General features: G+C 37.8%; 19 protein-coding genes. 7 read left to right on the plus strand and 12 right to left on the minus strand.

Annotated elements, in window-relative coordinates; all coding sequences use genetic code 11:
* Positions 1-25: 25 nt before the first annotated feature.
* Positions 26-1,858: an ABC transporter ATP-binding protein gene (locus tag MMY79_RS09685; RefSeq protein WP_252613375.1), complete on the minus strand. Its 1,833-nt coding sequence runs from the start codon at positions 1,856-1,858 to the stop codon at positions 26-28.
* Positions 1,855-3,666 carry an ABC transporter ATP-binding protein gene (locus MMY79_RS09690; protein ID WP_252613499.1) on the minus strand — a complete coding sequence of 604 codons (1,812 nt, stop codon included), beginning with the start codon at positions 3,664-3,666 and terminating at the stop codon, positions 1,855-1,857. Before MMY79_RS09690 ends, MMY79_RS09685 begins: the two co-directional genes overlap by 4 nt.
* Positions 3,667-3,949: 283 nt before the next feature.
* Between MMY79_RS09690 and MMY79_RS09695 the strand changes: the two genes are divergently transcribed.
* On the plus strand, positions 3,950-5,002 hold the full coding sequence (locus MMY79_RS09695) for an ABC transporter substrate-binding protein (RefSeq protein WP_252613377.1): 1,053 nt from the start codon (positions 3,950-3,952) through the stop codon (positions 5,000-5,002).
* A gap of 307 nt (positions 5,003-5,309) precedes the next feature.
* On the opposite strand, the gene MMY79_RS09700 is transcribed toward MMY79_RS09695, so the two are convergent.
* From MMY79_RS09700 to MMY79_RS09735, 8 genes are read right to left on the minus strand one after another with little or no spacing between them, the layout of a single operon-like run.
* Positions 5,310-6,575, minus strand: a complete 1,266-nt coding sequence (locus tag MMY79_RS09700) for an acyl-CoA dehydrogenase family protein (RefSeq protein ID WP_252613379.1) — start codon at positions 6,573-6,575, stop codon at positions 5,310-5,312.
* A 27-nt stretch (positions 6,576-6,602) separates the two neighbouring features.
* A complete protein-coding gene (locus MMY79_RS09705) occupies positions 6,603-8,420 on the minus strand; it encodes an ABC transporter ATP-binding protein (protein ID WP_252613381.1) in 1,818 nt (605 codons plus the stop codon).
* A 2-nt stretch (positions 8,421-8,422) separates the two neighbouring features.
* On the minus strand, positions 8,423-9,271 hold the full coding sequence (locus MMY79_RS09710; protein ID WP_252613384.1) for an ABC transporter permease: 849 nt from the start codon (positions 9,269-9,271) through the stop codon (positions 8,423-8,425).
* Entirely contained in the window at positions 9,268-10,419 is a 1,152-nt protein-coding gene (locus tag MMY79_RS09715; protein WP_252613385.1) for an ABC transporter permease, read from the minus strand. Before MMY79_RS09715 ends, MMY79_RS09710 begins: the two co-directional genes overlap by 4 nt.
* A 5-nt stretch (positions 10,420-10,424) precedes the next feature.
* Entirely contained in the window at positions 10,425-11,999 is a 1,575-nt protein-coding gene (locus MMY79_RS09720; RefSeq protein ID WP_252613387.1) for an ABC transporter substrate-binding protein, read from the minus strand.
* 10 nt (positions 12,000-12,009) lie between these two features.
* A complete protein-coding gene (locus tag MMY79_RS09725; protein ID WP_252613389.1) occupies positions 12,010-13,203 on the minus strand; it encodes an LLM class flavin-dependent oxidoreductase in 1,194 nt (397 codons plus the stop codon).
* 33 nt (positions 13,204-13,236) lie between these two features.
* Entirely contained in the window at positions 13,237-13,947 is a 711-nt protein-coding gene (locus MMY79_RS09730) for a class II aldolase/adducin family protein (RefSeq protein ID WP_252608036.1), read from the minus strand.
* A gap of 13 nt (positions 13,948-13,960) precedes the next feature.
* Positions 13,961-15,019 (minus strand): ABC transporter substrate-binding protein, encoded by a 1,059-nt coding sequence (locus MMY79_RS09735; RefSeq protein ID WP_013197915.1) that lies wholly within the window; start codon positions 15,017-15,019, stop codon positions 13,961-13,963.
* A 1,059-nt stretch (positions 15,020-16,078) separates the two neighbouring features.
* Between MMY79_RS09735 and MMY79_RS09740 the strand changes: the two genes are divergently transcribed.
* The 6 genes from MMY79_RS09740 (at position 16,079) to MMY79_RS09765 (ending at position 22,925) form a co-directional block, all read left to right on the plus strand.
* Positions 16,079-16,369 (plus strand): hypothetical protein, encoded by a 291-nt coding sequence (locus MMY79_RS09740; protein WP_252608037.1) that lies wholly within the window; start codon positions 16,079-16,081, stop codon positions 16,367-16,369.
* 492 nt (positions 16,370-16,861) lie between these two features.
* Positions 16,862-17,395 (plus strand): fimbrial protein, encoded by a 534-nt coding sequence (locus MMY79_RS09745; protein WP_000731817.1) that lies wholly within the window; start codon positions 16,862-16,864, stop codon positions 17,393-17,395.
* Between the two features lie 86 nt (positions 17,396-17,481).
* The gene (locus MMY79_RS09750) at positions 17,482-18,216 is read left to right on the plus strand and encodes a fimbria/pilus periplasmic chaperone (protein ID WP_252608039.1); all 735 of its coding nucleotides are present in this window, start codon (positions 17,482-17,484) and stop codon (positions 18,214-18,216) included.
* Between the two features lie 58 nt (positions 18,217-18,274).
* Positions 18,275-20,833 carry a fimbria/pilus outer membrane usher protein gene (locus tag MMY79_RS09755; protein WP_252608041.1) on the plus strand — a complete coding sequence of 853 codons (2,559 nt, stop codon included), beginning with the start codon at positions 18,275-18,277 and terminating at the stop codon, positions 20,831-20,833.
* Positions 20,830-21,858, plus strand: coding sequence for a fimbrial protein (locus MMY79_RS09760; protein ID WP_252608042.1), 1,029 nt, complete (start codon positions 20,830-20,832; stop codon positions 21,856-21,858). The genes MMY79_RS09755 and MMY79_RS09760 overlap by 4 nt, the downstream gene beginning before the upstream one ends.
* Before the next feature lie 113 nt (positions 21,859-21,971).
* On the plus strand, positions 21,972-22,925 hold the full coding sequence (locus tag MMY79_RS09765) for a DUF4882 family protein (RefSeq protein WP_252608044.1): 954 nt from the start codon (positions 21,972-21,974) through the stop codon (positions 22,923-22,925).
* 56 nt (positions 22,926-22,981) lie between these two features.
* Here MMY79_RS09765 and MMY79_RS09770 read toward each other — a convergent pair whose 3' ends face one another.
* Positions 22,982-24,091 carry an S-(hydroxymethyl)glutathione dehydrogenase/class III alcohol dehydrogenase gene (locus MMY79_RS09770; protein ID WP_252608046.1) on the minus strand — a complete coding sequence of 370 codons (1,110 nt, stop codon included), beginning with the start codon at positions 24,089-24,091 and terminating at the stop codon, positions 22,982-22,984.
* Between the two features lie 229 nt (positions 24,092-24,320).
* A complete protein-coding gene (locus tag MMY79_RS09775) occupies positions 24,321-26,192 on the minus strand; it encodes a phage capsid protein (RefSeq protein ID WP_252608049.1) in 1,872 nt (623 codons plus the stop codon).
* Between the last annotated feature and the right edge of the window lie 183 nt (positions 26,193-26,375).

Raw genomic sequence — 26,375 nt, forward strand, 5'->3', positions numbered from 1 at the left:
TACAGTTGTTAAATTTGCAGAACGTTTAAACAAGTTGGTTTTGTAAATATGACTGATATAACTGAAAGTAAGCTGACTGCTGCTGTATTAACTGCTCATGCGAACCCTCTTCTACGACATGGCCATTTTCAATCACAACAATTTTGTCGGCCTCACGAATAGTACTCAGCCGATGTGCAATGACAATACATGTTCTATTTTGGCATAAGCGTCTGAGCGCATATTGTATTTTTTGCTCGGTATAAATATCGATTGCAGAGGTGGCTTCATCTAGAATTAATATTTTGGGGTTTGCCAAATAAGCACGAACTAAACAAACAAGTTGCCTTTGTCCATGACTAAGATTTTTACCAAGCGCTCCCACTTCGGTGAAATAGCCTTGCGGCAGTTGTTGCAATATCTCGTCTGCCCCTAAGTCTTCAATAACCTGGATAAGTTTCTGGTCTGTAGCATTAGGTTGAACTAGACGTAAGTTATCTAAAATAGATCCACTAAATAAAACATTATCTTGTAAAACGATACTCACATGCTGTCTTAAACTTGCAAGATGAATACTTTGTATTGGATAACGGTCTAGAAAAACTCCACCTTGCTGGGGTTCATAAAATCGCGTTAGCAACTGAACCATGGTACTTTTGCCATGTCCCGTTGGCCCTACAATTGCAATTATTTTTCCAGCTTCAATGTCCAAATTAAAGTTTTGTAAAACAGGTTTGTGAGTATAGGCAAAATCTACCGACTGAAATCGAATATAACCGTTCAAGTGTTCAAGCTTCACCGCATTCGGTTGTTCCCGAATCGTAGATTGAGTGTCTAAAAGTAGAAATATACGTTGTGCACATGCCACTCCATTGGCATAACGTTCAAATAAATCGGTCAGTTCCTGTAAGGGTGCTAAGAATAAAAACACATAGAAAATACTTTCTGCAAACTGCCCTATACTAATCATGCCATCACTATAAGCATAACTACCAATCACAATGAATCCGGCAGTAGCTAGAGTTGAAAGTAAACCTGTAAAGGGAGCAAACCAACTGGTCCGCTTGCTGCCATAAATAATAGAGTTATTAAAGTCTTTTAATAATTTTTGATAACGAGATTGATTGGTTTCAGTGTAATTTAACTGCTGAATGATTTTTGCTCCATTTACTGTTTCAACCAAATGAGCAGTAAATCGACTGCGTTCCTCCGCAACTCGTCCCCAATGTTTTTGTGATGACTTTTTAAAAATAGCGGTCATTCCAAATAAAATGGGTAGCGTCGCAAATAAGCACCAAAAGAAAGGTGGATAGATATGCCAAAGCAGTACTGAAGCTAATCCACAACGCAAAATTGCCGAAAGTAACTCTGGTGGCCCTTGTATTAAAACAGGCTCTAGTATTTCGACATCACGATCAGCCCGCGAAATAATTCTGCCAGCCTTGGTACGATCAAAATAGCCAATATTTAAACTTTGGATATGCTGAAATAACGAACGTCTTAAACCATTAATTACTTTCAAAGCTGCTCGGCCTGAAAGATATTTTGATACGCCCGCTAAAGCAAAACGACAAATCCAACTTAGGGTTAAAATGCTAATCGCAATGAATAAAACAGGCTGATTCAATACCATTTTTCCAGCAATTTGTTGAAAGCCCGAATCTAAAATATATTTCACCACCCAAGGCCGAACAAAAACGCTCATCACTTGTAAAATTTCTACTGCAATTAAAGCAAGCAGCAAGTAACGGATGGGATAAATTAAAGGAATAAGTTTTTTTAGCATTCCTCTATGAATTGAGGTATTTGCCAAATTTTCTTCGATTTGTAGATCAGCTGATTTTGCTAATGGGCGGAAATTTTTAACACTGGTAGTCATGCATCAATCTCCTGCTGCTCTAACTGAAAACCCATCAACTCTCGATAAAAAAAACAATCTTGAACCAATTCAGCATGTGTGCCTTGGGCAATAATGTGACCCTGATCAAGCACAATCACTCGATCAGATAAAGCAATCGTGGTTTGCTTATTAGAGTTAATAATGATTGTTTTCTTAAAATGGTTTCCATCATCAGAAAGTGCTGATAGACGCTGTAAAACTTGTTTTTCTGTAGTCGCATCTAAAGCACTGGTAGAATCATCTAACGCTAAAATTGGCGAATTTTTTAAAATAGAACGGGCCAAAGCAAGTCGTTGTTTTTGTCCTCCAGACAAGGTAACGCCCTTGTCCCCAATCAATGTGTCTAAGCCATGATCAAGTCGTTGTAATAGTTCAGATGCAGAAGCTAAATGTAAAGTCTCTTTCATCTCTTGCTCAGTTGCATCTTGCTTAGCAACTCTTAAATTATCTGCCAGTGTGCCACTGAAAAAGAAATTTTCTTGAGGAATGATCTGAACCAAATGACGTAATTCAAATAGGCTTAAATCTTTAATATTCATCCATCCCATTTGCTCAGAGCCAATCAAAACTTGCCCTTCTGTCGGGTCAATAAACCGATTGAGTAAATTCATCAAAGTCGTTTTACCTGAGCCAGTCTTACCGACAACAGTAACGATTTCACCTGCTCGAAATTCAACACTGCATTGCTTTAAAATATAATTTTTTGTTGTTTTATCCTGAAAGCTGACATTTTCTAATTTAATGCTTAACTCATCACGCCATTGCAACGTTAGAGGATATTGTTGATCTTGAATTGTGGACTTCTCATCTAGCATTTGCCAGATTCTTGTTGCAGACGAACGCGCATCAGCAAAAATATGTAAGACCTGACCAATGCTTTCAATACGAAACACCAATAAGTTTGCCATGAGAATGGCAGCAACAAATTGCCCTACTTGCAACTGATTTTGACCAATTAAATAAGCACCAAAAGCAATGACCCATAAGTAAGAACCCGCAATAATCACTTGCGGAATAGGAAGTCGTTTCGCACTTGTCTTGATGGTCTGAATAGAATGATGAATAAATAGATCTACAGCATGGTTAAAACGTTGTAAAAGTTTCTCTTCGAGTTGAAACGCTTTGACTACCCGAATTCCATTCACGCTCTCTGCCAAGGTATCGCTGACTTTTTCATAAGCAGATGCAACTTGATGGTCCAGAACCACCAATTGATTGGTCAGTTTAAATAGAACCCAAAGCCCTAAAAAAATAAATAATAAAGGAACTAGACCGAGCCAAGGATGATACCAATACAAGAGCCCAACGGTTACGGTAACAACCAAGCTTGACTCAAACACTTGTCGCCAAAAATTGATGAGCGCTTCTTTTAATTTATCTGAATCACGTGTTGTACGAGATAATACTTCTCCCAGCCCATGTTTCCAGTGCCATGAAACATCTAAATGCTGTACTTGGCTAAAGATTCTTTCTCTTAAAATACTCAATAGTTGCTGGCCAATGGTTAATGCACTTAACCCTGCCAAATACTGAATAACAGCTCTAATACTGGCAATACTCGCGAGTAGAATGAACCAAAACCAAGGATTTAAAGGATCAGTGATAGCATGCTGAAATAAGGTTTCTCGTTCACCATGTTTTAAGGTATCAATCGCATGTCCGATTGAATACTGTTGAAGTGCTAACCCGATATTTGCAATAACAAATAAGGTCGCCGTCAATACGAAACGAAATGGTATAAAGCGGTATAAAGCCAAACTTCGTAGTAATGGATAATTTTTAAACATAAAAGATAGTAAAAATTTAAGATTCCGTTTTATTGCGAGATTCATGCCAAATTAATGACCTTAATAAACATTTTAAATTGTTGTTTTATATTGTTTTTATACAGAGCTATTTATGGGAGTGTTGTTTTTAAAACACCAGCGCAATTCTTGTGTTGTAATCGCAACAAAATTTGATATATCAACATCACAAAAAAATATATTAAAAATAATTAATAAATATCAATAAATTAATGAATGGCATCAATTTTGCTTTAAAGCATGAAAACCACAAGAGGATGTCACGATGACAACACTTCAAACTCAACCATTAAACACACTTTGGTATACACGCTGCCCTGTACCAACTGGTCTAGGCATTTCAATTCAAAAAGGTTGGCTCAAAGAAAAGTTTAATAAGCAGCAAATTGAAATAAAATCAATTCGAGAGTCAAACTCCAAAGATATTCGTAACTCCCATTTTAACCATACCCTTGCCAACTCCGTTCGACACGGTGGTAGTATCCCAGCAATCTGGGCATATGCATCTGGTCAAAAAACTAAAGTGATAGGCTTATCTTGGGCTGATGAAGTTCAATTGTTGTTAACACGCTACGATTCAAACATCAAAACTGTTGCAGACTTAAAACGCAAACGTTTTGGTATTCCACTGAATCAAGATGCAATTATTGATTTCTCACGTGCACAGGCGATTCGTGGTTTAGAAAATGCCTTAAAAACAGTAAATTTGAAGGTAAGCGATCTTGAGTTAGTTGATTGTTTACGAGCAGACATTTTAGCCGCCCAACAACAACAGCCTGAAGAAAATGATTCTAGTTTTTATGGTAATCGAAACAAAATTAATGCAAGTGCAGAGATCGTGGCATTAATTAAAGGTGATGTTGATGCTATTTTCCTAAAAGGTGCACACGCTGCGCAAATTGCTCATGATTTCGCCCTGCATACCATTATTGATATTGGCTCACATCCAGACCCTATTCTACGCTCTAATAATGGAACACCAAGAACACTCACTGTTGATGAAGATTTTCTAACGCAATATCCAGAGCAAGCTCAATCGATTGTCGATGCTGTTTTACAAGCAGAACAATGGGCACATGCACACGCCGATGAAACCCATCGTTATCTAGCAAAAGAATGTAATAGTAGTGAGCAATGGGTTCATGCAGCTTATGGTGCAGATGCGCATCTGAAACTGAACACTAACTTTGATGAGACTTCTATTGTTGCTTTACAAGACTTGAGTGACTTTCTCTATCGCTGGAACTTTATTCCTGCACAAATTAATGTTCGTGAATGGCTTGCACAAGATATTTCTATTCAAACTCAAGTGGCTTAATACTTTAAAATTAAAAAGGTTGTCATGATGACAACCTTTTTTACAACTCGATTTTATTAATTAAGCTGAGTCCGACAAGAAATATGATACTCGGAAACGTCATCAGCAACCTGCGTAATTTACGCAAGATAATGTTTCTACGATACATTTGAAATAAATCCAAAAAATGAACAGGTTTTGCCTACTTTTGTCGAAACAAAAGTAGGTCGAGCCGATGGCTTATCCTGAAATTGGATGAGAACTTGGCAAGATTCCACCAAGATATTTTCTTCAATTAAGTTATAGAAATATTTAAGTCGGACTCAGTTTAATTAAATTTAGTCACATTTTCCGCCTGCTTCTTCAGAAGCACTGAGTTATATTCTCCTGGTGGAATATTATTTAAATAATAATTTCCAACATGATAGAGCCTCCAGCGAATTGGATCATGCGTGGTGTGGGTTCGTGCATTACACCAGAAGCGATCTAGATTCCATTTCGACAAGGTTGAACTTGCCCCGAGTAATCCAAAAATTTCACTCGAAATTTTTAAAGATGCATGATCAGACTGACTACGGGTAGCAGCAACAGATAAAATCAGTTCCGTTTGTAAGTCTTCATCTTCTACATTTGCCAAATGCTGTTCAAAAATCTGTGCTGAACGATCTAACAATGCCTCAGCAGAACGAACTAAAACAGCAAACTCACCAATTTGTTTAATAATATGAGATTCATGTGTAGGTGAATCGACCCCACTTTCCACCCAAGGACGAGCATGATGTTGTAAATAATCAATCCCGCCTTGTAGTGCTCCTTTGGCAATTCCTGTATCCATTGCAGCATGTAAAATTTGGGGCCAAGTCAGTCCCGTACGTAAAACCGTGCCTAAACCACCAGTATTTCGCTTGGCAACATAACGTTCATCAACAACCACATCTTTAAAATTAACAGTGCCACTGACGCTATTATTTTGTCCCATCGCATCCCAGTCATCGAGCAACTCTACTCCCTGTGTATCTCGATGAATTAAAATTGAGACTGGTCCATCATCACTACCAGCAAATAAAGAAATCCATTCTGCGAGTAACGAACCCGTAGAATAAAACTTACTGCCGTTTAGAATTAATTGTCCTTCCGCATTTCGTTCTACGCGTGTTTTATGCTGAAACTTATCTTTGCCTCCCACTTCTGCAAGTGCATTGCCTAAACGCTTTCCACTTAATACATCGGCAAGTAATTGATCGCGAATTTCATCGTCATAGCCAGTTAAAATTCCTCGGAACATAGTGAAGTGAATTTGTAATAACTGCCCTACACCACCATCGGCAGATGAAATAATTTTCACTACATTGACCAAGGTTGAAATACTGGCACCTAAGCCTCCAAACTGCTTAGGCACAATAATCGCGGTTAAACCAGCTTCTGAAATTAAACGCGCCTGATCATAAGGTACTGTCTTGTTATAACTTGGATCTCGAGCAAATTGATTCAGTTGATTTGCCACCTCTTTTGCAATATCAAGTGCTTCTTGCTCATTTTGAATATGTCTTACGCTACCTAATTCTAAAAAACTGCGTTGGTTAATATCGTTCATTTTTAACTCCGGAAAATCTGTTCTTTTTTATGCGCTAACTTTAAACACGTTGTTTTTAAACAAGCTTGGCGCATGTGTAAGCAAAGTTTTGGTATATATATGTTGAGGATTGCTAAGCACTTGATCTGTTTCACCGTATTCAACAATATGTCCATTTTTTAATACGGCGACTCGATCTGCAATTGCACGAACAACCCCTAGGTTATGGGTCACAAATAGTAAGGTCACCCCTTGCTGCTGAAGGTCTTGTAGCAGTTTTAAAATAGATGCCTGAACTGAAACATCCAAGGCAGAGGTAATCTCATCACAAATCAAAACATCGGGTTGGCACAGCAAAGCTCGCGCGATCGCCACACGTTGTCGCTCTCCACCCGATAAATCTCTAGGATAGAGTTCTTGAACTTGTAGAGGCAGAGAGACTTGTTTAAGTACCTGTGTGACTTTTTCTATGGCTTCTTGTCGAGATGCTCCAAAGAAATGCTGCACGACCTTAATTAATGTCTGACCAATCGTATGTGCTGGATTCAAGGCTTTATAAGGGTTTTGAAAGATATATTGCAGTTTATGTCGCTGCCGTAAATGACGCTGCTGCCCACGCAATGACAAGACTTCATCTGCTAAGGTAATTTGTCCATCTGCATTTTCATTCAGGCCAGCAATCACACGCGATAAAGTCGTCTTACCCGAACCCGACTCACCAACCAATGCTAAACATTCGCCTTTTTTGAGTTGAAATGAGATATCAAAAAGAGCCTGTTGCTGCCCATACCATGCATTAATATGCTCAACTTTTAGCAGTGCTTCTCGATCAGTTTCTCGTTCAATAACCTGATGATCAATTTCTTTAAAATTAATCACACCAACATGATCCGAATGGTGACAAGCAACATAATGCGGGTCAAACTCATCTTTTAATTGAGTTAATTCAGGTTGTTTTTGACGGCATATGTCTGTGGCGAAAGTACAACGTACTGCAAAAGCACATCCCGCTGGACGTTCATTTGGTGACGGTGCGTGTCCTTCAATTGGAGATAAATATTTACGAATGGCCACATCGGGAATGGCGTTAAGTAAACCTTGCGTATAAGGATGTTTAGGGGTTTCAAATAGTTGGGTTAATATCGCATCTTCAGCAATTCGCCCTGAATATAAAACAATCACCCGATCTGCAATATCTTTTACAACCGTTAAATCATGCGATACATAAATAGCAGCAACATTATATTCACGGCATAATTTACGAATGATGTTCAATACCAAGGTCTGCGTCGTCACATCTAAGGCGGTGGTTGGCTCATCTAAAACAATCAAACGTGGCTGTAGCAAGAATGCCAAGGCCAATAAAATTCGTTGTTGCTGCCCACCCGAAAGTTGATGGGGATAACGCTTGAGAAATAGCTCATCATGAGGTAATCCCACTTCATCTAAAATTTTGGCTACTTTCTGGTGTTTTTCAGCGTTCGATAACTGTGCCTGATGGACTTCTAATAGTTCAAATAAATGTTGACCAATACTTAATGCTGGGTTAAGTGCCGTTCCAGGATCTTGAGCGACATGACTAATTTTATAGCCACGAACCTGACGTAAAGCATGATCATCTAAACTAAGAATATCTTCATCATCCAGTTCAATTGTGCCTTGAATAATCTTGGCACCATGTCGTGCATAGCCCAATAAGGCACTCGATAATGTCGTTTTACCAGAACCACTCTCTCCGACTAGCCCTAGAACTTCACCTTCTCTTAAGCTAAATGAAATATTAGAAACGATGTGATTGCCGGTGTTTACCAATGCCATGGTTAAGTCTGTTACGGTCAATACTGTATTTTTAAATGTATTTGCCATGTTTATTTTTCCTCAATCCGAGCTGCTGCACGCCCAACGCCCTCTGCCAATACATTCGTTCCGAGGGCAAACAAAGCAATTAAAATGACAGGAGCAAACACGGCCCATGGTTGAACTAATAAACCTGCACGATTTTCATTAATCATGAGTCCCCAATCTGCTGCTGGAGGTGCCACGCCATAACCAAGAAAAGCCAAACCAGATAACATACCCACTGCCCATGTCAGCATCACACCAAGATGAATGAGTAAAGGCGTCAACATATTGGGTAAAATTTCACGGAATAAAATATAGGTTTTTGAATAACCAAGAATTCGGGCAGCTTCGATATATTCCTGTTCCACTAAATTAAGAGCGACACTTCGTGCAAGGCGTACGACTCCAGGAATAAAAGCAATTGAAACCGTTAAAACAATGAGCCAAGGCTGTCGACCTAACATAGAAACAATAAGTAAGACTAAAATAAGATCAGGAAAGGCCATAAAAACATCAGTCAGCCAAGTCACGAACTGATCAATCTTATTTCGTGCAAAAGCAGCTAATATGCCTAAACTAGAACCAATCACTAATGCGACCAAACTGGCAGCCAGCGTCATCCAGATAATTGAAGCACCGCCAGCAAGTACACGTGACCAAACATCATGACCAATATAGTCATAACCTAAAAATGATTTTCCCTCAGGTGGTCCATAAGTCATGCCGACCAATGCCGTGGGCTCAAATGCAACAAATAATGGTCCAACCAGTGCGAAAATCAAAACTAGAGCTGTGACTAGAAATCCAAAACGTACTTGTCTTTCACGAATTAATGTTTGAAAAAAGTTTCTTTGGTACCAATGAAGTGAGCTCATTTCCCACCTCCTTGCTGAATATTCTTTAAAGCATTGCGACGATCGACAGGTTTTACCGTAATTGGTCGGCCAGACTTCCATAAACGTAATGCCTGACGTCGGCCTGGCGAACGTGCTTTATGTCTTTTTGCAGTTCGTATTTTTGGTGTGAGTAAAGTCGTGATTAAATCTGCAATTAAATTAACAACCACCACACAAATGGTGAGCAATAAAACGATTGCTTGAATGGTCGGAATATCCCTCATTTCAATTGCTGCATTAAGTGCATTACCAATACCGGGATAACTGAAAACCACCTCAATAATGAGAGCACCACTCAGCAAAACTCGTATGGTCAATGCTGTACCCTGCACCACAGGAACCAATGCATTTGGTAAAACATGTTTCCAAATAATCCGGCGCTCAGGAATACCTCGCAGTCGCGCAGAGGTCACATATTCCGACTCTAGCGCATCAATCATGGAACCACGTACTAAACGCATCAGATATGGAATGAGTGATAAAGCTAAAGTTAAAATTGGTAAAATTAAAAATTCTAGTTGGCTATAAGGCGACTCATTAGGAATCAGCAACGATGCGGCTGGCAATATGTGTAAAACCGATGTGGAAAAAAACATCATTAACCAAATCGCAATAACAAACCCCGGCACTGCTTTAAACACAATAGAGCTAGAGACAATAATACGATCGAGTTTGCTATCGCGATGAAGCGAGAGCCACACACCTAACACGACTGAAATCGGTATAGTAACAACAATCACAAGGCTCGTGAGTGCAACTGTATTACCAAAATAATTCTGAATAATTTCTAAAACAGGCACATTGGAGTCAATCGAGCGTCCAAAATTACCTTGTAATAATTGACTCAACCAATGCCAGTATTGAAGCAATATCGGATCATTTAATCCCAATTGTTCACGAAGTATTTGTACCGTCGCTTCAGGTGCTTCTGGTCCTAAAATGACACGAGCAGGATCCGATGGAAGTGCTTGTGTAGCAATAAAGACAATGAGACTAATAACAAATACAACCAATACCCCTGACACTAAACGTGTCAAGAACCAAGGTAACCATGCAGGAAATTCAAATGACTTGGCAATTGTTGGTTGTTGAATAGATGCTTCTATTTTGCTGGATTGAATTGTCATATCGGTTACCCTCTACGCCAGAATTCATCTGTACGCCACGCAGCAAAGCCTGTTCGATCAGGCGTTACACCACCAATTTGGTTCGAATGTGCATCAAGGACATTATTAAAGCCCCAAATGAGTAAACCACCTTGCTCATGTTGAATATGCTGTGCTTCATGAACAAGAACTTTTCGTTTTTCCAAATCGGGTTGTTGCAATGCTGCATGTACTAGTTCCGTAAAGCGCTCATTCTTAAAACGAGTTTTATTATTTGCCGCACCTGGCCCATCAATTTGCAGAACTGTTAATAAGAAAGGACGTGAAACGTTCGAGCCTGTACTAAATGCCCAATCTTGTTTTACAGCATCCGCAAAAGTAGCAGCTTCAACCTGTTTAACATTAACAATGACACCTGCCTGAGCAGCATGTTGAGCAAAAACTAATGCAGCATTGCTATCTGGCCCTGTATATAAATCGACCGTTAAACTATTATTAAAACCAGCTTCTTTGAGTAGTGCTTTTGCTTTATTCAAATCTTGATTGCGTTGAGCAATACTGTGGTCATATACAGGATCACTAAACGAATAAAGGTCATTTGCAACTCGTCCTTGCCCAGCTAAAGCGCGTTTTACCAAGTCGTCTCTATTGGTAATCAATCTAAAAGCTTGTCGTACCCGAGGATCATTGAATGGCGCTTTAGACGTATTCATATCAAATGATTGCCAAGCATCGGTTTCCGATGAAATTAGATTTAGCCGTTTATTAGATTGAATTAAAGAAATATGCTCAGCACTTACCCCTGAAGCAATGTCAATTTGACCTGATTGCAAAGCAGCAAGGCGCCCTGTCTGATCTTTAAAATCAATAATTTCTATTGCATCTGCATAAGGTTTATTTTCTTTCCAGTAATTTTCAAAACGTACAAAACGTGAACGCTGACCAGGTGTAAAACTTTCAAGCTTAAAGGGGCCAGCGCCTACTACATTTTTTACTGGGTCATAATCTGTAGGAACAATGCCACCCCAGCTCATCCATGCTTCTGGTAAAGCAACCAATCCCTTTCCTTGAGAAAAAGGAATTTCAACGGTGTATTCATCGCGCTTTTTAATTACATCTCTTTGTAAAGAATAAAGATAAGCTGCAAATGGTGAGGCAAGTTTGGGGTCGGTTAATCGCCGTAAAGAAAAAATGACATCATCGGCTGTAATGGTTTTACCGTGGTGAAATTCGAGTCCTTTTTTTAAGCGAATAGTCCATTTCGTTCCATCATTATTGGGTTCAGCAAATTCAGCAAGGGCAAGTTTTGGCTGAATATCTCTGCCCCATTCCCATAACTTTGCATATAAAGGCCAGCCTCTAAACGCACTGGACATACCAATAGGTTTATGTGCATCTAAATTGCCTGCTTGGTTACCATTGATCACTCCAATTTTGATAACACCACCTTTTTTCGGCGTATCATTTTGGGGGGTAGCGGCAGTAGCGCTTTCAGACGATGAAGAGTCGGGTTTAGAACATCCTATAAGGCTCATTGCAGCAAAAGCGCCAACACCTAATCCCGTCTGTTTAATGAGTTCTCTACGTGTAATTTTATTCATGCCTTCTCCCTTAAACCACGACTTCTTGATTCAAGAGGGAATCAATGGATGAATTTCTATTTAGCTTAGGTAACTCAAAACCATGATCAAGCTCTAATAATGGGAACAATAAATCTGCTACCCGATAGGCTTCTCCAATTAAAGGGAAACCAGACAAGATAAAGGCTGATACACCATAGCTTTCGTATTCTTTAATCCGTTTGGCAATATTTTCAGCACTACCAACTAATGCAGTCCCCGCAGCTGGGTTTAAAATATCGAAACCAAATAAAGATGGGCCGGTCCAAACATTAGGATAAATTTCAAAATCTTTAGCTTGAGGCAAAACACCTCGTCGTAATTGTTCTAAGTTTTTTTGAATAGTTGGGTTGTTACTTTGATAACTCTCAAAACTTTCATTTGGAGGAAGCTGTCGTTTAACAGCTTCGATTGCATAATTTACATCAATCTTGTCAAGTAACGACTGAGCATATTGCCAAGCCTCTTCTTCTGTTTCCCGAACAATAATTTGTAATCGAGTCCCGAATTCTAAAGTTCGGCCAATTTTTGCTGCCTCAGCCGCAACCTTGCTAAACTTTTCTCCAAGTAATGGCGGTGTATTCGCAAAACTTAAATACACATCTAACAATTCAACAGAATGCTGAACGCCTTTGGCAGAAGTTCCTGCTCCCCACAAAGGAACACCTTGTTTTTGAGTTGGACCACGCCATTTGGACATTGGAGATCCGCCCTCTAATCGTGGAGCAATTTTAATAAACTCGCCATCAAATCCCGAGGTATCACCTAAGTAGTTTTGTTGAAATGCATTCCAGTATTCTTTACTAAAGTCATAACGTTCATCATGAGTATAGTGAATGCCTAAAGCTGCCAAACCCTTATCATTTCCATTAACGACATTAAATAACAAACGCCCTTTAGAAAATGCATCAAAAGTTTGCGCATATTTTGCCAAAACTGCTGGCTGGACTTCTCCAGGATGTTGGGCAACCAGAAACTTTAAACGTTCAGTAAATGGAATTAAACTTGCAGCAACAGCAAGTGTTTCATATTCACTTGTACCCATGAGTGAACCGTAAAAACCAAGTCGATCTGCGGTAATCGCAATCTGTTGCAAGTGTTCATAATCGGTATCCCATCGCCCAGATTCCAACCAAGGGTATGGTCCATCTGGAGAAGTGAGATACCATAAAAGTTTTACAGCCATAGTATTCTCGATCTTTATTTTTTAAATCTTTATCTAATTCAGGGGAAGTAAGCCCAGCGATTTTGCTTTTTCAGTCAATCCGCTCATTTTCCATTGCTGATGTAAAACCCCTTGCCCGTATTCTCGGCTGCCACCGACTAATTCAGCGAGCAGCTGAATTTGAGCACCTTCTTCAAGCAATAAAATAAATTCAGCAGTTTCCTGTAGTCCTTGGCGTCCCCATACAGTTGCTCCACCATTGGCCTCCAAGATGGCCCGATGTTCAATATCAACTTTGAGTTGATCTAAAATAAAATCCACTTCAGCTTGACGGCGATCAATGTAAATCGGCAACTCTTTAAACAAATGAAAGCGCTGAACAGGCACATAACGGATCGGTAAAGTACGATGGGTTTGAGCCCAAGCGCCTAAATTCGGCGCGTGTACATGAGATATTGTGGTGACATCTGCATGTTCTTTAAAAAGCTTGTTATAGCGCCCACCTGCACTTTTTCTTCCCAGTAAAACTTCACCATCAATGGTCTCCACCAATACTTTGCTTTTTTTATCTTTAGACCACGGCCCTGCATAGTTAAGAGTGACTAAGGTATTTTCAGGTCCACGTTCAACAAAATTAACAGTTCCATTTGCAGTAATTGTTCTTGTTTCACGAAATACTTCAAAAGCAAATTCAGCTTTTTCACGGTTCAGTTCGATAAAGTCATTGAGTTCCCGAGACAATGGCGTTTGAATAAGTGTTGTCATGATCAAATCCTCTTTAAAATTTTTTATTTTGACGGCGTTTTAAAACTTCGAGTAAAGGACGATGATCAACCCATGTTTCAATATCGACGTCGCGCTCTAAGAAGCCATGCAACCAAAGAAAATCTTTTTGTTGTTTTAAAAGCTCTAAACGCTCTTCACTTAATGACGGATGTAAAGACTTATGAAAATTATTTCGATAGGCTGTCGCAACACTCTCTGCCCCGGCAATTGTTTCATCCTCTAGAATGACCAAGACCTCATCTAAGTGATCTTGTGCCCAATCTGCGGTATCAAACAATTCTTCAAGAAAATCGACGACCACATCAAAATGATCTTCTAATAGGTCTTCATGGACCGTAATGGGACGAGGTGTACCGTTATTAACACGAGAAGTCACATCTTCAAATTTATCTAAATCAATTCCAACTTTAAGGCCGCGTTTAGTTGCAGCTTCAACAGCAGATGCTCCTTTTACATACACAGCATCAACTTCACCTGTAATTAATGCGTCTAGACCTGACCAATATGTGCTCGCATCACGATTCTCTTTAGATCCTGCACGCTCAGGTACTTCAATAAAATTCACATCTCTGAAAGTGAGATTGGCAAGTTGTAAAGCACCACGAATACCTTGCAATGACATGGCTCTAAAAATACTGCCAGCACGTTTGTCAGCATATTCTGGTAAAGCAACTTTCGCATTTTTTAAATGCTCTGGCTGGCTAATATCTGAATCAGGTCGCACAATAATGACTTGCCACTCATCAATCCAAGTCAATCCAATTAGTCGGCTGGGTGCTCCTTCAGAGCGTGCAGCTAATGCAGGTACATTTCCACCTTCTCGGAACAGAGCTGGTAATTGGTGATCAAAATGATGAACCGATAAACCTTTACGCGCATCTTGCAAGACGGCAACATCAATGCCGTGCTTTTCAAACTTTTTAACTAAAGTACCGCGTTTTAATGAAATACCGGTTGCTGTAGGTACTGGACATCGAGTGACCCAAATTTCAGACAGGATATTTTTTACAAATTCTTTAGAATTTTCTTTTTTATCTACTACAAGTGACATACGGATTCCTTAGGATAATTCCACTTTCATCACTTACATTGAGCAGCTTTTATGCCAATTTAATTTATTGTTTATTTTCAGTTGTTTATGCAAATATAGCAGGATTGGAAATGTTTATATTTCATCATTTTTCAATCCCACTGTTGTTTTATCAACATTTACTTCAGGCAAGCATAACTTCCAAAATGCAAAAATATACGATCAGCTATCTTAGTACTCGCTGGAATCCAGCTTGAAGCTTTACTACATGGCCGAAATAAGCTTAGTGACCACGTCGTTAAAGTGAATATTTCTTTATTCAGATAGTTATAGAACTTAACTAAATGTTGTCTGCCTGCAAATAAGTCTACGACCAAACTTCTTTAACTCTAAAGCTAGATGAATATTCATTGTGCCTTTGTCTCCAGCCCATGCATCTACTTTGAGTAATTTGCCTTTAAAATATTGTATTTGAATACTACTTACTATGCTTTTTCTCTAGCTAATATTACTAATTGATATTATTCGGTTTTCAAAATATCGTACATATTTAAACTTGTCTGAAGAATTAAAATTATCTTTTACACCACAATATATTAAAAAAGTGTGATGAGTTTCAATTTATTTGTGTTGTGGTAATAATGTTTAATAAATAAAGTAGCTTTAATTTAAAATTCATAAATAAAACGTAAGATTAATCACATTTTAAATAAAATTTGCATCATTATTCTCTGTAATTATTTGGAAATATAAATACTTAAATTATGAAAATATATTACATATTTATTAAATGTTTAATTATATATTGTTTAGGGTTTTAACTTTTAATGCTACATTTAATTTAATTTTAATATATAAATATCAGTATGTTAAGTAATTTAAATGGTTTTTAAATTACTGTAATTATTATATTAATTAATAATATTATAAAAAATTTTAACTATTACATTATTTAAAATGATTAATGTGATTTATGTCACATTGAAATTAATAATTTTCATTAGTTTAAACTTAATGATTGTTTTTGAATTAAAAATATTGTATCAAATATATAAACTATTTTATAAATAGGCATATAAAATGAAAAATAATATTTTTAAACTTCTTATTTTGATGGTAGTTTCCTCTTCCCCACTATTTTGTTATGCAAATAACACAATAATGCTAAGAGGAAATATTGTTGAAGATACATGTTCAACAGAACATAGCGAAATAGAATGTGTTGAGGTAAACAATTTAAATATCAAACTTGATAGTGAATATTTAAACAACAATAGTTTTTTTAACTTAGCTCAACATACTGAAAAAATGGACACTAGCATTGAAAGCATAAGCTCTAATCGCAAAGTCTTGGTTATCAACTATCATTAACTTATTAGGCATAGCATTTGAGGCTATTCTTACAATAAGTATGATTAAAGAGTGATTTGTCGAACTCATCACACATTTGGGTGAGTTAAAGGATGAGTCACTCTTTTTTATAAAAAATGACTATTTGTATGTTTTTTCTATATACATATACACAATTTATTCTATATAATTGTATTGTAAGAATTTAAGCTTCTTTTTCACATAATTTGTTCAATTCTTTCTTATTTACATAGTGTTCTTATGTAACTTGCTTATCTCTATATTTCTTCTTTTTTGAAAAAACAAAAATTATTTATAAACAGGCATATAGGTTGCCAAAGATCGCTTTCAATCAACTATTTATATTGTGATGCAATTATTTTTATTAAAAAATAATGTGATCTAGTTTGCATTTTGTTTAAGAAGTGTTAATATCGCCGCATTACTTTTCAAGATGTCAAACACTGGAAAAGTAAGGAAATAAACTTTTATCCAGACTTTTGAGAAAACACTATGAAAAAACTTGCTTTGATTGCTGCTCTTTCAGTTGTAGGAATTGCTAATGCTCAAGCTGCTGATGGTACAATTACAATTAATGGTTTAGTTACAGACAAAACTTGTGACATCGTTACCCCTGCTGGTAAAGACTTCACAGTTACTCTTCCAACTGTTTCTAAACAAACTTTAGCTGTTGCTGGGGATGTTGCTGGTCGTACTCCTTTCCAAATTAAATTAGCTAACTGTTCTGAAGGTAAAGTAGCTACTTACTTCGAACCAGGTGCTAACGTTGACTTTAATACTGGTCGTTTACTTAACAAAGACGCTACTGGTGCTAAAAACGTTAACGTTCAACTTTTAGGTAGCAACAACAATTTCATCCCAGTTCTTGCTGCTGGTGCAAATGGTGCTCAAGCTAACTCTCAATGGGTTGACGTAGCTGCAGCTGGTAGCGCGGACCTTAACTACTATGCTGAATACTATGCAACTGGCGCTTCTACTGCTGGTAAAGTAAATACTTCTGTTCAATACACAATTATCTATCAATAATTGATGGATGAGAGGGTTTCTATGTTTACATAGGGACCCTCTTTTTGTGGCGCTTTCCCGAATCTTTCTTGGTTGAGAATTCTGAAATGAAATTGAACAGTTATAATTTTTTGTTAGGTTTGGCATTTGCTTCAGCAGTTGTTGCACCTGCTACTCACGCAGAAATTGTAATTCATGGCACTCGTGTGATTTATCCTTCGGATGCTCGAGAAGTTACACTACAGGTTAGTAATAACGGTTCAAAACCAGCACTTGTTCAAGCATGGCTTGATGAAGGCGACACAAAAAGCACTCCAGATCAGTCTAAAGTACCTTTTATGATTGCTCCTCCTATTTCTCGTGTTGAAGCTACAAAAAGTCAGACTCTTCGTATTACTGCTTTGCCAACAGCTTCTCAGTTAAATCAGAAGCAAGAAACAGTTTTATGGTTAAACGTTTTGGATATTCCTCCAAGACCAACTTCAAAAACTGAAAATACGACGCCTGATAATTTTCTGCAATTAGCAATTCGCTCACGTATTAAATTCTTTTATCGTCCAGCTTCGATTAAAGACGACGTGAATTTAGCAGCTGATAAGCTTCAATGGGTTAAATCTGGTCAAAATTTAACGGTGAAAAATCCAACTCCTTTTCATATCACGATGACCTCTGTTTACCAAAAGGCAGGTGATAAAAAAGTTGATTTATTACCTCAAGGGTTAATGATTAAACCTTTTTCTGAAGAGTCTGTTCAGCTTAAGAATGGCAACCTTCAAGATATGAGTTTTATGAATGTCAATGACTATGGTGGTCGAGTCGAACACCAAATAAAACTTCAGTAATCAGATTTATCTTTTTAATAAATTTAAGCACCTATTATGTGAGTAGGCGGACTTAGCTATGCCAAAAAAAAGGCAAGAATCTTATAAATTATTAAAACGCCATATTTGTTATTACTTGGCTTCTGGTGTTGTCACAATGACAATGCCTGTATTCGTGCACGCTGAAGAAACCGTCGCGAGTGCTCCTGTAGAAGCTGAATTTGATTCTGCTTTTTTAATTGGTGATGCTCAAAAAGTTGATATTTCTCGTTTTAAATACGGTAATCCTGTTTTACCAGGTGAATATAATGTTGACGTTTATGTAAATGGCCAATGGTTTGGCAAACGTCGTATGTTTTTTAAAGCATTAGAATCAAATAAAAATGCTGTAACCTGCTTTACTGGAAATACTCTTGCTGAATATGGTGTAAAACAAGAGATTTTAGCTCAGCATGCTCCCCTTCAAAAAGACAATAGCAGTTGTTATAAAATTGAAGAGTGGGTCGAAAATGCATTTTATGAGTTTGATAACTCTCGTTTGCGTGTAGATATCTCGATTCCACAAGTTGCTTTGCAAAAAAATGCGCAAGGCTATGTCGACCCAAGTTTATGGGATCGTGGGATTAATGCTGCTTTTCTATCGTATAACGGTAGTGCCTACAAAACTTTTACCCAGTCTAATGATCAAAGCGAAACAACAAACGCATTTATGGGCGTGACTGCTGGACTAAATTTAGGTGGCTGGCAATTACGTCATAATGGTCAATGGCAATGGCAAGATACCCCTGCTGAAAATCAATCTAAATCAAGTTACGAAGAAACAAGTACATATTTACAAAGAGCTTTTCCGAAATATCGTGGTGTTTTAACACTTGGGGATAGCTTTACAAACGGCGAAGTATTTGACTCATATGGTTATCGTGGTATCGATTTCTCAAGTGATGATCGAATGCTACCAAATAGTATGCTTGGTTATGCTCCACGTATTCGCGGTAATGCTAAAACCAATGCAAAAATTGAAGTTCGTCAACAAGGCCAACTTATCTATCAAACTACGGTAGCGCCAGGTAACTTTGAAATTAATGACCTTTACCCTACTGGTTTTGGTGGTGAAATTGAAGTTACTGTTATTGAAGCTAACGGTGAAATACAGAAATTTGCTGTGCCTTACGCATCTGTTGTGCAAATGCTACGCCCTGGTATGAACCGTTACTCTTTAACTGTAGGCCAATTCCGCGATCCAGACATTGATCTCGATCCTTGGGTTGTTCAAGGTAAATACCAACAAGGTATTAATAACTACCTAACAGGCTATACAGGCATACAAGCAACTGAAAATTATGCTGCTGTATTGTTGGGTGCTGCTTTTGCTACACCAATTGGTGCGATCGCATTTGACGTTACACATTCTGAAGCTGAGTTTGAAAAACAGTCATCGCAGTCAGGACAAAGTTTCCGTTTAAGTTATAGTAAGTTAATTACTCCAACCAACACAAACTTAACACTAGCAGCTTATCGTTATTCAACAGAAAACTTCTACAAATTACGAGATGCTCTACTAATCCGTGATTTTGAAGAAAAGGGTATTAATACCTACTCTGCTGGTCGTCAACGTAGTGAATTCCAAATTACCTTGAACCAAGGGTTACCTGAAGGTTGGGGTAACTTCTATGTAGTGGGTTCGTGGGTTGACTATTGGAACCGTAGCGAAAGTACTAAACAATATCAGCTTGGTTATAGTAATAATTTCCATGGCTTAACTTATGGTTTATCTGCAATTAACCGTAAAGTTGAGTATGGCTCAACGAATCAAACACACGATACTGAATATTTAATGACATTATCGTTCCCGATTGATTTCAAAAAGAATTCAGTTAACGTCAACGTTACTGCTTCTGAAGACAGCCGTACTGTTGGTGCAAGTGGAATGGTTGGAGATCGCTTTAGTTACGGCGCTTCAATGTCGCATCAGGATTATGCGAATCCATCATTTAACGTAAATGGTCGCTATCGTACTAACTATACAACTGTTGGTGGTTCTTATAGTGTGGCTGATTCTTACCAACAAGCAATGGTTAGCTTAACTGGTAGTGTGGTTGCACACTCAGAAGGTATTTTATTTGGACCTGAACAAGGCCAAACGATGGTACTTGTGCATGCGCCAGAAGCTGCCGGAGCAAAAGTTAATAATGCCGTTGGTTTAAGCGTGAATAAGGCTGGTTATGCAGTAGTTCCTTATGTAACTCCTTACCGTCTTAATGACATTACGCTTGACCCACAAGAAATGTCGAGCCAAGTAGAACTTGAAGAAACAAGTCAACGAATTGCACCTTTTGCTGGTGCAATTGCTAAAGTAGATTTTGCGACTAAAACGGGTTATGCGGTTTATATTAATAGTAAAACTGTAGATGGCAATAGTTTACCGTTTGCAGCACAAGTCTTTAATCAGAAAGATGAAGCTGTAGGTATTGTTGCACAAGGTAGTATGATTTACTTACGTACTCCACTTGCTCAAGATCGTCTCTATGTGAAATGGGGTGACGAAAGCAATGAGCGTTGTTCGGTTGAGTACAACATCAGTAATCAGTTGCAAAATAAGCAACAAAGCATGGTAATGACTGAGGCTGTCTGCAAATGAAAAGAATATTATTAACAGGTTTCTTATTTACCGCCGGCCTTGGTGTGTATGGTGAGGCTAATGCTTACTGTACTTTAGCCAATAATAAAGGAGGGTCATTTAGCACGGTTGACATTTCCATGGCCGTAGGTCGCGTTGTGGTCCGACCAAGTGATCCTGTTGGAATGATTTTAAGAAAAGCAACCTTTCCAATTACCGACAATGGTTCAACAGCAAAATGTACGTCTTATAGCGATACTATTACTGCTGCACTTACCCAAGGCTATGCATTAAGTCCACTAGGGAATAATATCTATTCAACGAATATTCCTGGAATTGGTATTCGTTTGTACCGTGAAGCAGAAAATGCAACTAACTTTTCAGGGTATTATCCATATACCCGTAATTTAACACCAGGAACGACTTATAATCTTGCTACAGGATATTTTGTTGTCGAAATTGTGAAAACTGAGGCGCAGACTGGTTCGGGTACATTAGTGCCTGGTTTATATAGTCGATACTATGTAAGTGGTTATGTAAACCGCCCTTTTTTAACCAGTACAGTTAACGGTAATGCAATTACCATTGCGTCATCTTCATGTGAAATCCAAGGTAATATTAATAAAGTTGTACAGCTTCCTACTGTTACAAAGGCTGGGTTCAAAGGTGTTGGCTCAACTCAAGGCGAACAAACCTTTGATATGAACATCTTATGTAATGGCGGTACAAGTCCAACGGGTTATGAAGAGAAAAATGTTATTAGTTTAACTTACGACTTTACACAAGATGGCACAAATAGTCAGGTACTGGCAAATACGGCTGCCACATCTGAAAAAGCCAATGGTGTGGGCGTACAATTATTGTGGAATTACCAAAATAAAAATCAAGTCATCAAAAAAGGTGACAAATTAGCCTTAGGTACAGTGTCTTCTAACCAGACACTTCAATATAACATACCAATGACCGCTCGCTATTATCAAACCGCAGCAAATGTGACTGCTGGTAAAGTACGTGCGATGGCTACAGTAACTATTGAATATGATTAATCATATTCAATAGTTTATAAAGCTAATAATTTCAAATATTTAAAAATTAATAATAAGTTTTACTTTATCACTACTTTCTAAAAATTTAATACTTAACTCGATAGGAATATTTTATGAAAAAAATAGGTATAGTTGCTGTTAGTGCAATTACATTATGTTGGGCAATGTATGAGGTATCTTCTGACAATACCAATACAGTAACGCATAGTGAGTCTAGCCAAAAAGCCGCATCTAAAAGCATTTCATCAACTGCAAAGAATGAAAAATTAGCGCCTCAAATGCTCTTGGCCCAAATAAATTCCCTTAATTCTTCTACCCCAGTTTGCCAATATAATTTTGATGCGACTCAAGAAGATTTTGATCTTTGGAATAATCAACACTCTGACTATTTGCCTATGAAAATATTTCCGTTGATAAATGGTCAAAAATTTGGTTTTAAAGTGGAGCCTGTCACAGAAGATAATTATGGTTATCTTGATTATAATGCAAAAAGCAAAACAAAAATGAATTCAACAGATTATGAAGGTGATTTTTTATTGCCTAATAAAGGTATTGTTGCTTTTGAGATGGAGCTTAAAGTACCCCTACTTTCTTCGAGCAGCTCCTCTTATTCAACTGACATTAGTTTTACTGGTGTAACAGATAATAACTATACAATTAGATCAAATTATCATTTTGATATTGGTGCTCAGGATTTTGAGTTTGGTGAGAATCCACCTCGTTTATATCATAGCTTATCATCGGAGGTGGGAGATTATGAACTTATTGATAGTTACTTTAAAAACAAAAAAATGACAGATAATACAAATGAATATCAACGCTTAGGTATTTACATTAATCAGGATACTAAGCAAGTCGGATTTATTTCTAATGGTGTTGATGAAGGATACCAATTTAAATTACCTGGTGCGCTACAGAAAGTAGCTTTCTCAATGAATGGAAATATAAATATTCTTTCTACGAATTTATTTGGACAAGAGTTGTCTAATGAACTCATTACTGACCGTAATGCATTACAATTTAGCTATCCTCAGGGTACAACTGACATGTGCGGTAATGCCATTTAAGATATAAAATGATAAGTTGTAAAAAAGGGCTGAATCACAGCCCTTTTTTCTTTTATTTAGAAATGAATAACTGTACGAATTGATTTACCTTCATGCATTAAATCAAAAGCAGTGTTAATGTCTTGTAAAGGCATGGTATGTGTTACAAAAGGTTCAAGTTGAATTTCACCTTTCATGGCATCTTCGACCATTTTTGGAAGTTGTGAGCGGCCTTTTACGCCACCAAAAGCAGTACCTAACCATTTACGGCCTGTAACCAACTGAAATGGACGAGTCGAAATTTCTTGACCCGCACCAGCAACACCAATAATAACGGATTGTCCCCAACCACGATGTGCACACTCTAGAGCTGAGCGCATTACATTGACGTTACCAATACATTCAAATGAGTGGTCTACACCCCAGCCTGTCATTTCTACAATGACTTGTTGAATAGGTTTATCGTAATCTTTAGGGTTTAAGAAATCTGTAGCACCAAATTGCTTAGCAAGTTCAAATTTATCTGCGTTTGTATCTACCACAATAATTTGCCCAGCTTTCGCTTGACGTGCGCCTTGTACAACAGCTAAACCAATGCCGCCTAAGCCAAATATAGCAACAGAGTCACCTTCTTGTACTTTTGCTGTGTTATGCACGGCGCCAATACCTGTAGTTACACCACATCCAAGTAAACAAACTTGTTCGTGATTCGCTTCAGGATTGATTTTAGCTAAAGATACTTCTGCAACTACCGTATATTCACTAAATGTTGAACATCCCATGTAATGATAAATCGGTTCGCCATTATAAGAAAAACGCGTGGTTCCATCTGGCATTACACCTTTACCTTGAGTCGCACGTACTGCAACACACAAGTTGGTTTTTCCAGATTTACAGAATAAGCATTCTTTACATTCAGCTGTATAAAGTGGAATCACGTGATCACCTGGTTGAACGCTTGTTACGCCCTCACCCACTTCAACTACAACACCTGCTCCTTCATGACCTAAAATTGCAGGAAAAACACCTTCTGGATCATCACCAGATAATGTAAAAGCATCGGTATGACATACCCCTGTATGGGTAATTTTAATTAAAACTTCACCTGCTTGAGGTGGTGCAACATCAACTTCAACAATCTCTAAAGGTTTTCCTGGGGCAAAGGCGACAGCTGCACGAGATTTCATCTTTGGGTTTCCTTTAAATCATTCGGTATTTATAGTCGAGCAAAATAGATTATGTAACACTAATACAAGAGCTTAATTTTGCTTAAATTAAAATTGGCTTTCATGACAATCCATCACAGCATAGCCAGTCAGGTACGTCTAAGCAAGCTTCAGTTTCAAAAAGAAGAAAACCTCTTACTTAAAGAGGTTTCTTATCAAATCACTTATCTTATAAACAGCTTATATTTACTTATAGGTAAATATCTGGTGGGTATGGTGTGTTATCGCTAATTGGCGAATACAGCGTATTTTCAACAAAGAAGCCATTTGGAGCTTGAGTTGTATCGATGGTAATTGAATCAAACATAACTTGTGGGTAGGCCCAGATAAATTGCTTCATTAAACCTAAAGAAACATTATTTTTCATGTCACCAAAAATTCGTTGCCAAATAGGTGTTCGATAAGGTTTGGTTTTATCAAATCCATAAATATAGGCAATGGATGCATCAGGAACAAATCCGGATAGATAGATGACTTTATTTGCAGGATAGCCTAGTCCTTGTATAGGTATTTGCGAAACTGCCTGATGTGCCAAGTCTAAGCGAGCTTCTAATAGCCAGTCATAAGCTTCTGTCATCATGTAGTCAAAATTAGGATATGAGTAGTGTTGGCTTGGATAGTTAATATAAGTAGCTAACGTCTGAATTGGAGATTGAATAGAAGGAAAGAAAATGAGTGGACTAACTTTGGCACTAGAATATTTTGCTTTGATAACAGTACGAATGTCTTGGCAGGTTTGACCTAATTTATTTCTCAGCCATGTTTTAAACTCATCGTAAGGCGTTCCTGTTTTATTCATTGCCTCATAAATTGTGCCTAGATCTGGCGCATATAATCCTGTATCTGCATTAAAGGCTAGTTTTGTTGGATAGTCATACACACAAGGTAAATTTGTGCCAGTATTATACCACCACCACGGTTCACCAATCTGCATGTTTACATCACATCCCCCTACTACCATTGCATCTGCAAACTCAATAAAGACTTTATGTAGATATGCCAAAGCATTTTGGTCGCTTAAACTAAAGAAATAACTTGGTGGCTCATACCCTGTACGGCCTAAGTTACTATTCCAGTCACGTTGTGCCCAAAACTCATTGGCTCCCAAGGAATACATTTCAAAGCTTACCCCAAAGATGGGTTGCATACTGGCGCTATGTAAGGCTTGGGCATATTTCTCATGCCATTTACGCGTACATGAGTTCACGACCGCTTCACCTGTTACCAACGTATCTGGTATTTGCCATTTATTAATATCACTTTTCCATGTCATTTCTGGATAATGCGACATCCCACAATAATGGTTAACCAAACCTTGATATCCCAAAGTCACCATATTGTTGACTAAGCGCTGCGGGTTTAAATCATAGTGATCGTCATAGCTTGTGCAGATGCCATAATTGTGCTGAGGAACAATAACACGGCTCAAATTTAACTTTGCATTTGCGCCAGTTACAACTGAACTGGTCAGACGAATGTAGCCATCTTCAGGTTGGCTTAAAGGTGTGGCTGATTGGCTATTATAATGGCTAGTGAAACCGGAAAATGAAATCCGCTGGATGTTAGTTACCGGAAAGCTATCTGTAGCAGAAAAGCCAGCTTTTACTGTATCCCAGTTAATATGAATATGTGCCGTTCGTGATGAAGGATTATTTGCGTAATTAAATAAGACAACATAGGCAACTTTATCTGCACCATTTTCATTATAGTACACTGTTAAAGTGGGCGTTAAACTTGGATTGTTCAGCACTGGCATCGTGGCAGATAACTCAATATCGAAGTCCCAAACCACCCCTGCATAGCTATATTGGGTTTGATACGCTAAAAATTTATGATCTTTAGTGTCGGAAGAATCCCAACTAATTCCTACCAGATCATTTGCCATTCGTGCTCTAAAAGATGCTTCAAAACCATTTCCATAATTCGTAATAGCAAAAGACATCGTTTGTGGGCCGTCTATGCTCCAATAGATAGGACTAAACCGATCAATAATGGTATTTTGAGTGATTGGATGTGGTGATGAATTAGAATTATTTTGTACATTTTGTGAGTTAGTTATCATGTCGTCATTCTCTTAATGTATTAAGAGGTTTTATATTAAATAATAATTTTTATTTTATTGTTCAGATAAGTAACAATGACGTTTAAATTATTTACAGTTAATGTTTTTTATAAAGCTCAAAATAAAGTTAAACAATTAAACTTAATATTATCCTAAAATATTTTTGTACTGAGGAGATAATAA

This window comes from Acinetobacter sp. XS-4 (assembly GCF_023920705.1).
Taxonomy (GTDB): domain Bacteria; phylum Pseudomonadota; class Gammaproteobacteria; order Pseudomonadales; family Moraxellaceae; genus Acinetobacter.